The following is a 13,195-nucleotide window of genomic DNA, read 5'->3' as shown; positions in this document are numbered from 1 at the left end:
GTGAATTAAAGCGGGTTTTCTAGCGCTTTAATTCACTCCCAAAAGCCTTAATGCAGCCATATGATGCGGTCGGCGGCGGGCTAGATGGCGTAGTCTACGTTGGAATGCTTGCCGAGCGCGTGGAAAGAACGCGAATGATAAACCAGGGGAGTGCCGCCCAAATCGTGACGAATAAACTCCTCAACCCTGGCGGTGAATACGAGAGCGGGGCCAGCCTCTACACGGCTGAGCGGGGTGGCACGCAGCACGCGCCGCACCCCGTGCACGAGCGGCTCGCCGCTGGAGAGGAACTCCCATGAAGACTTATCCGCAAAACGGGGATAGCCGTGGGTGGCAAAATTCTTGGCGAGCTGCACATTCTCGGCGTCAAGCATGTGGATGAGGAATGAGGGAGCGGCCGCGATCTTACCGGCAGATCCGCTGTCTGCCTTGAGGGAGAACGCTACAATCGCGGGTTCGGCGGCGACCGAGGTGAGTGAGGATGCGGTAAAACCCGCGGGCTCGCCAGCATCATCGGTGGCGGTAATAACGGCAACTCCGGCAGGATGATGCCCGAATGCTTGCTTGAAAAGCTCTGATGTTTCTGATTCTAGAGGCTCAGCCATAGTTAAGACCTTTCTCATGCTGCATCGTCAGTGAATGTGGGGCAAACTATCTTTAGAGTAAAACGCCGCCGCCGCCAGCACACGTTTATTGCTCAATATTTCTCTGACAGGGCTTTTATGACGGGCACCAAGCAACATTACGTAATAAAACCTGGTATTTTGGCAGGTTCCTGTGTCGAATGCGTCCACAGTACAACGGGTGGAAAGCTCCATGACCGAAAGCAAACCTGCCCCGGAATTTGTGATGCACCAGGTTCCGGTATTTGACACACATAAAGACCATCGAGTTCCGGGGATAACCCGCGCAAAACATTCGGAAAGGCTCTCTCAGCGAATCGTATACCGCTGATACCTCGCGGAAACCTATGAATCGCCACACAGACATGCATAAAAAGGCGTGAAAAATTGTACTCAGACGTATTGCCACTACTATGGAAACTAAAGGTTTACATCGCAACACATATAAAACGTACACAAGCACAAGCAGCATACGGCACACTTGAGCCCGCCACGGCAAAACATAGTCACAAGGAGATAACCGCATGGAAACGACCTGGGCTTCGCTCACTATCCCGTTGATAGTGGGTGCTCTGATAATCCTTATTCCGGGTCTTATCGTTGCTTTGGCTATGCGGCAGCGCGGTGTGGAGGCGTTAGGTCTTGCCGCCCCTATTTCCGTGGGTATTTTTGGGGTGAGCGCGATTTTTGCCTCCAAAGTGGGGGTACGTTTTTCATTCCTGATTCCGCTCGCTTTCGCGGTTATTCTCGCCGGTCTGGGGTATTTGATCTGTCGCCTGCTTGGCAGTCGAGGCTGGCTGGATTTTCCCGCCCCACAGAAACTGCGCGATCAGCAGGAAAACACCGCAATTGTGCGTTCTGGTTGGTTTACCCCGCAGACTCTTGCGGCGGGGCTTAGCGTTCTCGTTGGCTTTATCTTGCTGTACATCAGCATTGCCCGCGCTATCGGACGTCCCGAATACATTTCGCAAACCTATGACGTCAACTTTCACCTCAACGCCATTCGCTATATGGCAGATACGGGCGATGCTTCCTCGCTGACCATTGCAAATATGACCTCGGGCGGAGAAGCACCGACCTTCTATCCCGCCGTTTGGCACGGTATTGCCACGGTTATCTACCAGGTAACGGGCATAAGCGTACCCGCCACCGCAAACCTTATGAGCGTGTTGGTGGGGGCGGTAATCTGGCCGCTGTCGGTCATGTATTTGGTGCGTTCCACGATGCGCGCCAGCATTCCGGCCTTGCTCAGCGTGGGTGTTATTTCGGCATCGTTTACGGCGTTCCCCATGCTGCTCATCAACTTCGGTGTGCTTTACCCCAATAGCTTGGGTCTTGCGCTTCTTCCCACCGTGCTGGGCCTATTCGCCCAGCTTCTACGCACGGTACAGGCGCGCCGCATCGAGACGGTTCCGGCGCTGTACATGGGCTTTTTCATGGCGCTAGGGCTTGCACTGGCGCATCCTAACGTCTTGATGACCATGCTCGCGCTCGCTCTGCCTATTATTTTGGTGCGTGCGGCGCTTCAGATTCGTGCGGCGTGGCGCGGCGAACTCAAACCGCTTGTCTGCGTTATACAGTTAGTTCTCTTGGCGATATACCCGATTACCCTAAATATCCTGTGGGGTATCGTTCGTCCGCCTCGCGAGGCGGGCGGCTGGGAACCCACACAATGGGACAGCACGGCCGTGGGTGAAGCTCTTTTGAACGGTCAAATGAGTAATGGTTTGCTCTGGACCGTTTCCGTGCTTGCTTTGATGGGCGCGTACTATCTGCTGCGTACCCGAAGCATCGGCGTTTGGCTGCTGCTCAGCTGGGTGTATGTGATGTACTTCTATGTCGCCGCCCGGTGGATGGTCTGGGACGACGGGCGCGACTGGGTTTTGGGCGTGTGGTACCACGATCCGTTCCGCCTGGCCGCGAATGTGCCAATTCTGGCGGCTCCGATGGCCGTTGTTGGCGTGCACGCCGCGTATCAGTGGCTTAAGGCGGCGATTGCGGTTCTTGGCGAGCGCATTGCACCGCTTAAAGAACACGGCGGAATTATATCCTTGGCGCTGGCAGTTATTCTCTTGATTCCGCTGGGTATCAACCTGCAGACAGATCCTAATATCCAGGGTTATATTAAGGGCACCCAGGAACGGTATCTTCCCAAGTCAGACGCCTTGCTCCTCTCGGCCGATGAACGTGACGTGATTGAGCATCTGCATGATTACGTGCCAACTGGAGAAACCGTAATTGTGCAGCCCTGGACCGGCAGCGCGGTGACGTATGCGCTCACCGGATATAAGGTGACGGCTGCGCATCCTCTGTACACAGCTACCCCCGATGCCCGAGAGATCTATCAGCACCTCAACGAGGCCGCCGATAACCCCGCCGTATGCTCTGCGGTGCAAAATTCAAAGGCATACTACTACCTGGATTTTAAGGGACGGGAGATTAACGAAGAGATTCGTGGAGATCATCGTTCCCAGTACCCCGGTCTGGAAAATCTGCAGCAGAAAGGTGTTGCAGAGCCTGTGTACTCCAAGGGCGAGGCAACTCTTTACCGCATTACGGCTTGTGGAACCCCTCAGTAATGAGCGGTATTCCCTGTTGAGCTCGGTGGAGTATACATACACGGGGGGTAGCAGCGGCTGTCACGGGTGTTTCAGTGCTCTCTGCCTTTGACTGATAGACTGAGTACAGTCATAACACGTGTATTCCAGTATCACCGAGAGGAATCCCCTACGCATGAGTTCAGAGAGTTCGCAGCCGATGCCGCGCACACTCGTCATTATGCCTGCGTGGAATGAGGAAGAGGTTATCGGTAACACCATCACTGAGCTCTTACAGAGGGTTCCCGAGGTAGATCTGGTTGTGGTGAACGACGGTTCCACGGATCATACTTCAGAAATCGCGCGCAGAGCTGGTGCTTTTGTGATCGATCTGCCCTACAACATGGGGGTAGGGGCGGCAATGCGCACCGGGTATAAATATGCTCGCCGCGCCGACTACGATTATGCGATGCAGGTGGATTCCGACGGTCAGCATGATCCTATGTGCATTCCAGATTTGATTGCGCACGCGCAGGACTGCGATATTGTTATTGGCTCCCGATTTGCGGGCTCGGGCGACTACAACGTATCCGGCCCTCGAAAATGGGCGATGAGCCTGCTTTCACACCTTTTCACCCGCGCCGCGAAAACCCCTTTCACCGATGTGACGAGCGGATTCAAAATTGCCAACCGCAGAGGTATTAGGTTTTACTGTAAATTCCTACCCGCCGAGTATTTAGGCGATACCATCGACGTTACCGCTATGGCTATTCGACAGGGTCTGCGTGTGAAGCAGACCCCCGTGAGAATGCGCGAGCGTCAAGGCGGAACACCTTCCTCCGGTCCGGTGAAATCGGCGGTTTATCTTGTTCGTTCACTTTTTGCCTACTGGATTTCGATGAACCGTAAAAAGACTGATAGGAAGGATCAGCATGAGCGCTAGTATATTCTTCCTTATCGTTGCGCTGTGTATTTGTACGCTCGTTATTATTCAGGTGCGCAACCTGAAGATGAAAGAAAAATACGCGGCCCTGTGGCTGGGCGTCGGTGCCGCCATTATTGTACTGGGAATATTCCCCGGTCTGCTGGACGGTATTACCGAATTTGTGGGTTTAACGCTGCCGGTTAACCTGCTCTTCCTGCTCTCTATCGTGCTGTTGATGTCCGTATGCCTGCACCTCACCTTAGAGGTCTCCAGGCTTTCGGAGAAGACGCGCATCCTTGCCGAAGAAGTGGCTATCTTGCGGGCGCTTCACGAGCAGCCCGGTGGTGCGCCAGCGCATCGCACCCCGCAAGATCCCGATCAAGACCCCCAAGACTCAACCTCTGGAGCTGAACACGATGACCGTTGATATCCTCTTCCCCTACTACGGCGATGTTTCAATGATGAAGCAGGCTGTGCTCTCTATCGTGCGGCAGACCAACCCCGACTGGCGCCTGATTGTAGTGGATGACGGCTACCCGGACGAGTCTATTCCCGGCTGGTTTGCCTCGCTGAACGATGAGCGCATCACCTATATGCGCAATGAAACGAACTTGGGCGCAAACGCCAACTATCGTAAGTGTCTGACTTTTGTAGAGAACGACCTCGTAACCGTTATGGGCGCGGATGATGTGATGCTCCCCAACTATGTGCAGTGGCTGGTAGATTCCGCCGCCGCCCACCCAGAAGCCAGTATTTTCCAGCCCGGTGTGGTGGTTATCGACGAGAATAATGCGCTGTCTAATACCCTTGTGGAGCGCACGAAAGAACACTACCGTCCTGCGGCAGAGGCGGTTCTTCAGGGTGAGGAGCTCGCAGTCTCTCTGCTGCGCGGTGCCTGGTTCTATTTCCCCTCGCTCGGTTGGCGTGCTGAGGCTATTGTAGATACCGGATTCCGTGAAGGCCTTAACGTTATCCAAGATATGGCGCTTATCCTCGATATTACGATGCGCGGCGGTGCCCTCTACTACGATCCGCAGGTAGCCTTCATGTACCGGCGTCACGGAGGCTCCGACTCGTCATGGCGCGCCCTGGAAGGCACCCGCTTTGAAGAGGAACGCGGCTACTACAAGACGATGGCCGCAGAGATGGACGAGCTCGGGTGGAAGAAGGCGGCGCGGGTGGCGCGCATCCGCTTCTCATCCCGTGCTCACGCGCTGACGCTGCTTCCGAAGGCAGCCCTGGCGAAGAAATGGCAGGGCGTGAAAAACCTTGCCGTTCATGTGGTGAAGTAAGGTCCAATGGCTGGCGCGAAGAACACACCCCAGGATGACCCCGCCCCAGAGAACATAACCCCCGAGAATACGGATCAGCAGGGCACAGCCGGCGGAACTATCAGCCGGTATCAATCCATGGCGCTTTTAGCGTCCTCGGTGCTGACGGCGTTAGCGACTTTAGGCACTACCGTTATCGCCAATCATGCGCTCGGCGGTATCCAGATGAAAGAGTTTCTGCTGTTCTGGGGTGCGCTCTTCGCGGTAACCGGTATTATTACGGGCATTCAGCCGGAGGTAACCCGCGCGGTCGGCGCAGCACGGCGTGACGGCGTATACCGGGTGCGCGTGGTATATGTTGCCGGTGCTTTCGGCCTGTTAGCAGGGCTTCTCGTGGTGCTCACCTCCCCGTTGTGGGCGCACGACCAGATTCCTACAAATACCCCGTGGGCGGTAGGATCCATTGCCGCAGGTGTAGCCTTTTACGCATTACAGGCAACCATGAGCGGTGCCAGTGCTGGGCGCGACAGCTGGTATCTCTTCGCCGGAATCGGCGCCCTAGAATCGGCGGGTCGTCTTGTACTGATGATCGCCGCAGCATTCGCGGTTCCCACGCTCACGGGGCTGGAAGTCGCCACCGTAACCCCCATGGCGTTGTGGATACTCCTTGCCCTCTTTCTCCCCGGCGGGCGCAAAGCCTGGGCGGCACGCGCCGATATTGAGGTCAAACAGCTCAGCATGAACCTGATCTGGTCGTTCCTGTCCTCAGCATCCGCCGCTGTGATTATGATGGGCTTTCCCAATATTTTAGACGGCAGCGAGCCGAACCAGAGTGAACACACCAAACTCGTTATGGGTGCGCTCTTTTTGGCGATTTCTATTACGCGCTCGCCGATTATGATTCCCCTGCAGGCGTTTCAGGGGGTGGCTGTTTCGGCGTTCTTGAAGCAGCAGCATCGCCCGTTGGCGGCTTTTCTGAAGCCTGCTGTGGCGGTGCTGGGGCTTGGGGCGTTCGGCGCCGGTGCCGCATACCTGGTAGCTCCTATGCTTTTTAGGCTGATTTACCCGCCGGAAGCTAATCAGAATGATGCTTATGCCGAAGTTATCACCGGTACAGTCATGGCGGTATTGGTTTTTGCCTCCGCCGTGCTGGCGCTAATTTCCCTGTCGGGGAATATGGTGTTGGCTATTGGGCGCCATCGTGCGTATGTAACGGGGTGGGCAACCGCCGCCGTGGTAGTTATCGCGGTAGCGTTTTTAACTCCTCTTCCGGTGGTGGGGCGAGCCCTAGTTGCGCTCTATGCGGGCCCTATCTGCGGGTTCGTGGTGCATCTGGCAGCGATGAGGATTCACGCCCGTTCCGCGCAGGCGCTCAGTGAGGGCGAGGCTTTACGGGAAATGCTGGTTGAGAATACCGCACGAGGCGAAACCCACTAATACGTATAGAAAAGGGGCGGCTACGATAAGCCGCCCCTTGATGCTTTTATGAGAACTGTATGGGATGCCCCAGAGGACGCGGTATCTGAGCCGTTGCGGGCTCATCCGCCTGTGATGCGGGCGTATCTGATGTACTGTGCACGGGCGGCGGGGACGGTTCCCTGCGTTTGCTGCCCGTCACAATGGGATGCCGTGCCAGATTCATCGCGGGTTTTTCGATAAACATCCAGGAAAGCCAGGCAACGCCGAAGGTGAGTATCAGATCCAAGAAAATATTGGCCGCTAAACCCAGGGATATAGACCCGAGCATCACCAGAATTTGTTGTATTGGCCACGCATACACATATACGCCATAGGAAATGTCATTGGTACGTGCCCACGAAACGTTGATGGAGCATCCTAAACCAATGATTCCGTAAGCGAGAATAAGCTGGGTCCACTGCAAAACATCCGCATACGGCGCCAACCAGGTGAAATACGCCCCGGCTGCAACGCACAGAACCGACAGTACCGGGTAAACCCTGATTTTGCGGCTCAGCAGATAGAGTAGGGAACCCGCGAAGAAGAGCGGGTACATACGCGCCGAAGCGTTGAGGTCGCGCGGGTGAAGCCCGAAGGCCTGGCTCATAAAGTCGTACCCCAGATATTGGTTACACAGGTAGTAGCTCAGGCTTATGAGGTATGCCAGCGGAATAAAGATTTTCAGATTCTTGCGAATAAAGGGCAGGTAAAAGAGCGGAAGTAATAGGAGGTAGCAGAAGAATTCATATTCTAGGCTCCAGACAGACCCATTCCATGAAGGAAATTCCAGAGGAACGTCAATGGGCCCGCCAAAGAGCGGATATTGAAGTGCCATCAGATCGTAATTGCTACGAATGTAGTGAAGAGCATCTGCCCAGTCCCACCCCGTTGCGGTGTGCCCCGTTATGACCGAGATCGGACCGCCAAGAGCAACCACAAAAAGAATAGAAACCCAATAACCGGGAAAAATACGGAGCACACGTTTAACAAGATAAGAACCTGCCCCGCTGCGGTAGGCGCTATGCGCAATCAGAAAACCTGAAATACAGAAAAATGCATTAACCGCGTAGTCACCAAATACATAAAAGTTATGCACAAGAGGATGCTCATCTACTTTGGCACCCATGACAAGGTAGGGTGTATGGGAGAAAATCACGCAAGAAGCGAGAATAAGTCTTAAAAAATTGAGTGAATTGGCACGCTCAAATACCCCTTCATAAAGCGTAGGGTATCTCTGTATGTTTTTATGCAGCACGCGGTTGCTCCTGAGTTATTAGATGATCTACAGTGACCATCAGTGAGTGACACAAACTATCTAAATTCTACCTGAACAGTGTGCTTTACATGATCTTATTTAACGGTAGAAATTTAACACTCTTTCTCGGTGAGCTCATTTATATATTGAGAGCGAGTTTCCGCTTCCACAAAGTTCGCAGCGTTGCGTCAATATACTGTGGGTAAACCCCTCAGACGATTTCTCGGAGTAAAACTTATTAGGGCAGAATCCAGCGGCGTACCGGAGGAATGAGCCGCAGCATCCACACAATCACGGCGGATAAAGCCCACACGAAGAGTGCATAGGGAACTTCCCACTGCACTTTAGTCAGAGAGAAGTTTACCGCCTGTAGAATTTGGATGATAAGAAGATGTACCAGATAAACCCCGAACGTGAGGGCCGCAAGGCGTTTTAGAATATTCTGCACCGTGGGCGATGCTTGGCCGATGCGTGAATACTTGCAGAACACCAAGACCGCGCTTGCCCATAAAATTGCTGGAACTGCAAGGTATCCGTGTGCCAGAGGCACGAATGTTGGGCGATGCTCAATTAAATAAGCACTGCCGAAGATAAATCCTCCTAATCCCACGATGCCCAACAGATAAATAACGATGCGCCACGCACGAGAAAATTCGGTATTGGCAAGTGCATACCCAAGAAGACAGAACCCAAGATACCCGGTGATGGGTGCAACAAACTCGGGTAGGACGTGAGGGTAGATCAGGTGGATTGCCTGGGTGATAATCGGTAGAACAAGTCCGAGCGCCGCCATAAGCCAGAAGAATCCGGTGCGTGCCGTGGTAGTTTGTTCCGTCTGAGCACCACGTATGGCGTAAGAGAAAATCGGAAGCACTAGATAGACGCCGACTAAGGCCTCAAGGTACCAGAAGGTGGCTGCCTCGCTACTGGGAGCTACTAATGTTCGCAGAATTTCGTGAACTCCGGGAAACGGAGTAGAACCCGTCCACATATGAACGAAAAGATAGACCTGCGCCCATAAGATCATGGGAATCAGAATTTTGGTAAAACGCTTGCGATAGAACGTTCCTATAGACTCGCGGCGAGTAAAATCCAAGAGATTAATACCGGTCGCCATAAAGAATAGAGGAACTGCCGCAACCCCGAAGCCAGATAGGATATTTTCAACCCACCACGCCGAAGATGACGGATTATCCGGGGTAATAAAACGCACATGCAGGAGTACCACCCACATGATTGCCACCGAATTGATGAGGTCAAGGTACACACGGCGCTGTTTTGAGGATTTTGTTCCCGTAAGGTGAAGGGAATTATCGCGTGTGGAGCCTACCATACTAACCCTTTGTGTTCTATGACTGCTGTTTATGCTTATAGATACATGACAGTACCAAAATTCATATTCTACATTTTATAAGTACGTTTTATATATATTCCGTATAAAACACGGTAGAGTTTTGGGGAAGTTTTAAGAAGTACTCCCGCTGCTCCAAAAACTCGATTGGTGCGAAGCGCTGTGAGCGCTTGCGTATAGGTGAAACCTTTGCGGCATTCACGTAGTGTCTCTCGCGCACTATCACCGCCGACCACTAGCGCCTGCTGGGCGTTGTTAAGAAACGCAAGAACTCGTGCGACGGTTAGTGCTTTTTGCGCATCGGACTCACTGCGGCGCTCTCCGAGAGCATCCTCAAAATATGTGATAAGACGGTGTGTTTCTTCTACCGGGGTGATGCGACTCCACGTCAGACTGTCTGGAGTTACGGAGTAGTTGTAGAGAGGGTCTTCTATCACTGATACGCTCTGTGCCGCCAAGTAGCACTTGAGGAGAGCGCATTCATCTTCGGCGCGCTCAATATCGGGGTAACGAACATCGTTGAAAAGAGAACGGCGAATGATTTTATCCCAGGCGTAGGGGGAAAGTTCATCTTGCAGAAGCTCGTAAGCTGCTTGTTCACCGGTGCGTATACCCGGTGTACCCTTGAGTCGTTTAGTCTTGTGCCCCCGCGTATCTACCATGTTATGAGCACAATTCACCACGTCTGCACCGGTAAGCTCAGCCTGCTGATGTAGCCGTTCCAAAAAGGTAGGTTCGAGGGCATCATCAGAATCGGGGAAAACTACCCAGTCACCTCGTGCATGATCAAGCCCCTGATTACGCATATCAGAGAGGCCTTTGTTTTCGGGGTTGTTGAAGATGTGGATGCGGGTGTCGGGGTTTTTCTGGTGGTATGCGGTGATGATGTCGGCGGAGTCATCGGGGGATCCGTCGATCATGATGAGGAGCTCAAAGTTGGGGTCTGTTTGGTTTCGGACGGATTGTATGGCGTTGATGACGGTGTTGGCGGTGTTGTAGACCGGCATGATGATGCTGGTACGAGGGGTACGCATAAAATTTTTTCCTGGATTGATATAGGGTTAAAGGCCGTAGTTACGTTTGACATAAGCGCCGTAGAGCACGCGGTATAGCTTTGGCGAAAGCTTCAAGAGAGCACCCGCAGCACCCATGAGTGGGCGTGAACGCAGAGTCGCAAAAACCTGACCCCACGAAAGCTGTTTTCGGCATGCGGCGATAACGCCGGGTGCATCCGAACCGCCTGCAAGAAGTGCCTGCTGCGCATTATTGAGGAAGGTGACGCTTGTAGATGCGGCAAAAGCGTTTTTGCCTCGCGGGGTTTTCAGTAAATCTCCGGCGACGCGGCGCATATAGTCAGTGTGGCGAATACTCTCTTCAACGGGTGTGATGCGCCCCCAGGTCAGCCCGCCCTGTTCCATCCTGTAGGTGTAGAGGTGATCGGTGATGCCGACCAGGCGCTTCGCCTTCATGCAGCAGGCGAAGACGACGAGGGCATCTTCGGCGCGATGAATGTCTTCGGCGAACCGCACCCCGTCAAATAGCTGGGCACGGAAGATTTTATCGCACATGAACCCGGTGTAGCGGTCTTCCAAAAACTCAATGGCAATATCTTCGCCTTCGTGCACTCCGGGGGTAACTTTTGCCCGGTGCACTTCGGTACCGTCGCTGTGTCTGATGGTATGCCCGCATACGGCGATGTCGGCATCGTGAGTGCGCGCCGCCTCGTGAAGTTTTTCGAGGAATTCGGGGTGGTATTCGTCGTCTGAGTCGATGAAGGTGATCCAGTCGCCGCGGGCGGCGTCGAGTCCTTGGTTGCGTACGGCGGAGACGCCTTTGTTTTCGGGGTTGTTGAAGATGTGGATGCGGGTGTCGGGGTTTTTCTGGTGGTATGCGGTGATGATGTCGGCGGAGTCATCGGGGGATCCGTCGATCATGATGAGGAGCTCAAAGTTGGGGTCTGTTTGGTTTCGGACGGATTGTATGGCGTTGATGACGGTGTTGGCGGTGTTGTAGACCGGCATGATGATGCTGGTACGAGGGGTACGCATAGGATCTCCGTCTTTGTAGGGTAGTCTGCTACTCATGCTACCGCGAGTATAAGAGTTTACCTATCGGAAGCATGTTTAAGACGGATAAAGCTCCCGCAGGCTCCCCTGTAGGCGCGGGGAATCTGCGGGAACTTCTAGCCTGAGAAAGCTCATGGTCTAAAATCTCGTACAGATTTTAGATGCCTTCCTGGTGTGCAATCTTCTCTAGCAGCGGCAGAATGCCGGGGCGTTTTTATCCGCCGCTTTGAGGATGCACGTATTACCTGCGTTGTGACGCGGAATGTGAGGTGCCCTCAGCTGCGTGCGAGGTTCGTTCTGTGCGCCAGTTTAACCACAACCTGATGATGGTTAGCGCCAGTGCAGCCCAGGCGCTCGCCTGCTCTTGGCTGAGTAGGCCGTACACCTGCAGAAGAGTGGCTACCGCAGGAATGATCGCGTTGAGATGCTTAAACCAGTTGAACCGCTGAACTGCTCGTTGTTTTTGCTGGCGCGGTTTTTGTGTGCGTGTCATATCGTCCTTTCTGCTGGTTGAGATGCGGCGGCGGGCGGCAGGTTCTATCTAGGGGGTATGCTGTGGGACCTTGTGACAGCATACCCGAAATGAAAGAGAAAGTCATGCGTTTTGATTGAATTATCAATGCAAAATATGATGAAAACCCTGGAATTTCGGGCATAATGAACGATTTTGTAATATTTATGACCCGAAAAATAAATCAGTCTGCTAGACTGGTGGCATGGCTATCGGTGACTACATCAAATACAAGACAGGACTCTCCCAGCGGGCGCTCGCCGCCGAACTCGGTATGAACCCCAACGCTATTCAGCGGCGATTCTCGGGTACTGGAGTGATGGATGTAGAAACCCTCGTCAAGATAGCCGACCGCTTCGGGCTTGACCTGCTCGACCTCATGGTCGAAAGCGGGCTTATCACCACCGCTCGCGCCAAATCTTTGCGGGTGGGCGGGTCTATTCGCGATGTTTCCAACGAAGACTTAATGGGCGAGGTGCTGCGCCGCATGACGGTGGTGCAAACTCGGGAACAGTCGGTGCGTGCTGCGGTACCCCCTACCGCCCCCGTGGAGGTGCCTGCCGCCGCATCCGCACAAGCTGGGCGAGCAGTCGCGGGTGCCGTGAGCGGTGCATCCGGCGAAAGGGATCGCAAATACACGGCAGAGGACTACGCCCTGGCCGCAAAGCGCGGCGAAATCTATGACAGCGAGGAGGGATTCTTTGGTGCCTAGCTACGATCCCTACACTCACGCACACACGCTCGGGGTCGATATCGTCTGGGGAACGCCCGGGCACGGAATGCTCGGTCGCTACGACCACGCCAGCCGCACTATTACCCTGCGCGAAGGAATGCGCACTCGGCAAGAACGTTCCGTACTTGCCCACGAACTCGTGCACGCCGTGCGCGGAGACGAGCACGACGCCTGGGACGCATCCTATAGCGCCCGCCGCGAGCGCAGCTGCGACCTGCTGGCCGCAGAAAATCTGATCGACCCGGGGGATCTGCGTCGCGCCGCCGCCTTCTACCCGGATAACCTGCCCGCGCTTGCCTATGAGCTTGACGTGACCGAGGAACTTTTGGTGATTTACCTGGATGCGCATCCGCTTACCGTGGCGCAGGCGTAATTTGAGCGAGGGCTCGCTGTCACTAGAAGCAGCGCTATTTCGGGTATTCGGGTGAGCAGAAATTTCGGGAGCATTTTCTTCATCTGGGAGCA

13 protein-coding genes are annotated in these 13,195 nt (G+C 54.2%); 7 read left to right on the top strand and 6 right to left on the bottom strand.

The window, feature by feature from the left end:
* Positions 1-80: 80 nt before the first annotated feature.
* Complete coding sequence (locus HMPREF2554_RS10620; RefSeq protein ID WP_004005883.1) at positions 81-605, bottom strand: flavin reductase family protein; 525 nt, start codon at positions 603-605, stop codon at positions 81-83.
* Between the two features lie 542 nt (positions 606-1,147).
* Here HMPREF2554_RS10620 and HMPREF2554_RS10615 point away from each other — a divergent pair.
* From HMPREF2554_RS10615 to HMPREF2554_RS10595, 5 genes are all read left to right on the top strand, one after another.
* Positions 1,148-3,202, top strand: a complete 2,055-nt coding sequence (locus HMPREF2554_RS10615) for a DUF6541 family protein (protein ID WP_070555331.1) — start codon at positions 1,148-1,150, stop codon at positions 3,200-3,202.
* Positions 3,203-3,356: 154 nt separating this feature from the next.
* Positions 3,357-4,103: a glycosyltransferase family 2 protein gene (locus tag HMPREF2554_RS10610; protein WP_070555328.1), complete on the top strand. Its 747-nt coding sequence runs from the start codon at positions 3,357-3,359 to the stop codon at positions 4,101-4,103.
* Positions 4,093-4,512, top strand: coding sequence for a DUF2304 domain-containing protein (locus tag HMPREF2554_RS10605; protein WP_004005880.1), 420 nt, complete (start codon positions 4,093-4,095; stop codon positions 4,510-4,512). Before HMPREF2554_RS10610 ends, HMPREF2554_RS10605 begins: the two co-directional genes overlap by 11 nt.
* Entirely contained in the window at positions 4,502-5,377 is an 876-nt protein-coding gene (locus HMPREF2554_RS10600) for a glycosyltransferase family 2 protein (RefSeq protein ID WP_004005879.1), read from the top strand. Before HMPREF2554_RS10605 ends, HMPREF2554_RS10600 begins: the two co-directional genes overlap by 11 nt.
* Positions 5,378-5,383: 6 nt before the next feature.
* Positions 5,384-6,793 carry a hypothetical protein gene (locus HMPREF2554_RS10595; RefSeq protein WP_070521433.1) on the top strand — a complete coding sequence of 470 codons (1,410 nt, stop codon included), beginning with the start codon at positions 5,384-5,386 and terminating at the stop codon, positions 6,791-6,793.
* Positions 6,794-6,839: 46 nt separating this feature from the next.
* Here HMPREF2554_RS10595 and HMPREF2554_RS10590 read toward each other — a convergent pair whose 3' ends face one another.
* From HMPREF2554_RS10590 to HMPREF2554_RS10570, 5 genes are all read right to left on the bottom strand, one after another.
* Positions 6,840-8,069 (bottom strand): acyltransferase family protein, encoded by a 1,230-nt coding sequence (locus HMPREF2554_RS10590; RefSeq protein WP_246826070.1) that lies wholly within the window; start codon positions 8,067-8,069, stop codon positions 6,840-6,842.
* Between the two features lie 238 nt (positions 8,070-8,307).
* Positions 8,308-9,402 carry an acyltransferase gene (locus HMPREF2554_RS10585; RefSeq protein WP_070555325.1) on the bottom strand — a complete coding sequence of 365 codons (1,095 nt, stop codon included), beginning with the start codon at positions 9,400-9,402 and terminating at the stop codon, positions 8,308-8,310.
* Between the two features lie 68 nt (positions 9,403-9,470).
* Positions 9,471-10,454, bottom strand: a complete 984-nt coding sequence (locus tag HMPREF2554_RS10580; protein WP_070555322.1) for a glycosyltransferase family 2 protein — start codon at positions 10,452-10,454, stop codon at positions 9,471-9,473.
* Between the two features lie 27 nt (positions 10,455-10,481).
* Positions 10,482-11,468 carry a glycosyltransferase family 2 protein gene (locus HMPREF2554_RS10575; protein ID WP_070555318.1) on the bottom strand — a complete coding sequence of 329 codons (987 nt, stop codon included), beginning with the start codon at positions 11,466-11,468 and terminating at the stop codon, positions 10,482-10,484.
* Positions 11,469-11,727: 259 nt separating this feature from the next.
* Positions 11,728-11,979, bottom strand: a complete 252-nt coding sequence (locus tag HMPREF2554_RS10570; protein WP_070555315.1) for a hypothetical protein — start codon at positions 11,977-11,979, stop codon at positions 11,728-11,730.
* Between the two features lie 223 nt (positions 11,980-12,202).
* Between HMPREF2554_RS10570 and HMPREF2554_RS10565 the strand changes: the two genes are divergently transcribed.
* Both HMPREF2554_RS10565 and HMPREF2554_RS10560 read left to right on the top strand, forming a co-directional pair.
* The gene (locus HMPREF2554_RS10565) at positions 12,203-12,709 is read left to right on the top strand and encodes a helix-turn-helix domain-containing protein (RefSeq protein WP_070555309.1); all 507 of its coding nucleotides are present in this window, start codon (positions 12,203-12,205) and stop codon (positions 12,707-12,709) included.
* The gene (locus tag HMPREF2554_RS10560; protein ID WP_048753507.1) at positions 12,702-13,103 is read left to right on the top strand and encodes an ImmA/IrrE family metallo-endopeptidase; all 402 of its coding nucleotides are present in this window, start codon (positions 12,702-12,704) and stop codon (positions 13,101-13,103) included. The genes HMPREF2554_RS10565 and HMPREF2554_RS10560 overlap by 8 nt, the downstream gene beginning before the upstream one ends.
* Positions 13,104-13,195 lie beyond the last annotated feature (92 nt).

Origin of the sequence: Rothia sp. HMSC071F11 (assembly GCF_001809115.1) — a bacterium.
GTDB lineage: Bacteria > Actinomycetota > Actinomycetes > Actinomycetales > Micrococcaceae > Rothia > Rothia dentocariosa.
The sequence above is the reverse complement of the archived record's forward strand: the minus strand, read 5'-3'. Positions and strand labels throughout refer to the sequence as shown.

What these genes read in the sequence shown, in the direction of transcription:
- HMPREF2554_RS10600 (WP_004005879.1), top strand. Translation starts at nt 4,502, where the DNA reads ATGACCGTTGATATCCTCTTCCCCTACTACGGCGATGTTTCAATGATG.
- HMPREF2554_RS10615 (WP_070555331.1), top strand. Translation starts at nt 1,148, where the DNA reads ATGGAAACGACCTGGGCTTCGCTCACTATCCCGTTGATAGTGGGTGCT.
- HMPREF2554_RS10575 (WP_070555318.1), bottom strand. Translation starts at nt 11,468, where the DNA reads ATGCGTACCCCTCGTACCAGCATCATCATGCCGGTCTACAACACCGCC.
- HMPREF2554_RS10595 (WP_070521433.1), top strand. Translation starts at nt 5,384, where the DNA reads ATGGCTGGCGCGAAGAACACACCCCAGGATGACCCCGCCCCAGAGAAC.
- HMPREF2554_RS10580 (WP_070555322.1), bottom strand. Translation starts at nt 10,454, where the DNA reads ATGCGTACCCCTCGTACCAGCATCATCATGCCGGTCTACAACACCGCC.
- HMPREF2554_RS10610 (WP_070555328.1), top strand. Translation starts at nt 3,357, where the DNA reads ATGAGTTCAGAGAGTTCGCAGCCGATGCCGCGCACACTCGTCATTATG.
- HMPREF2554_RS10620 (WP_004005883.1), bottom strand. Translation starts at nt 605, where the DNA reads ATGGCTGAGCCTCTAGAATCAGAAACATCAGAGCTTTTCAAGCAAGCA.
- HMPREF2554_RS10570 (WP_070555315.1), bottom strand. Translation starts at nt 11,979, where the DNA reads ATGACACGCACACAAAAACCGCGCCAGCAAAAACAACGAGCAGTTCAG.
- HMPREF2554_RS10585 (WP_070555325.1), bottom strand. Translation starts at nt 9,402, where the DNA reads ATGGTAGGCTCCACACGCGATAATTCCCTTCACCTTACGGGAACAAAA.
- HMPREF2554_RS10565 (WP_070555309.1), top strand. Translation starts at nt 12,203, where the DNA reads ATGGCTATCGGTGACTACATCAAATACAAGACAGGACTCTCCCAGCGG.
- HMPREF2554_RS10605 (WP_004005880.1), top strand. Translation starts at nt 4,093, where the DNA reads ATGAGCGCTAGTATATTCTTCCTTATCGTTGCGCTGTGTATTTGTACG.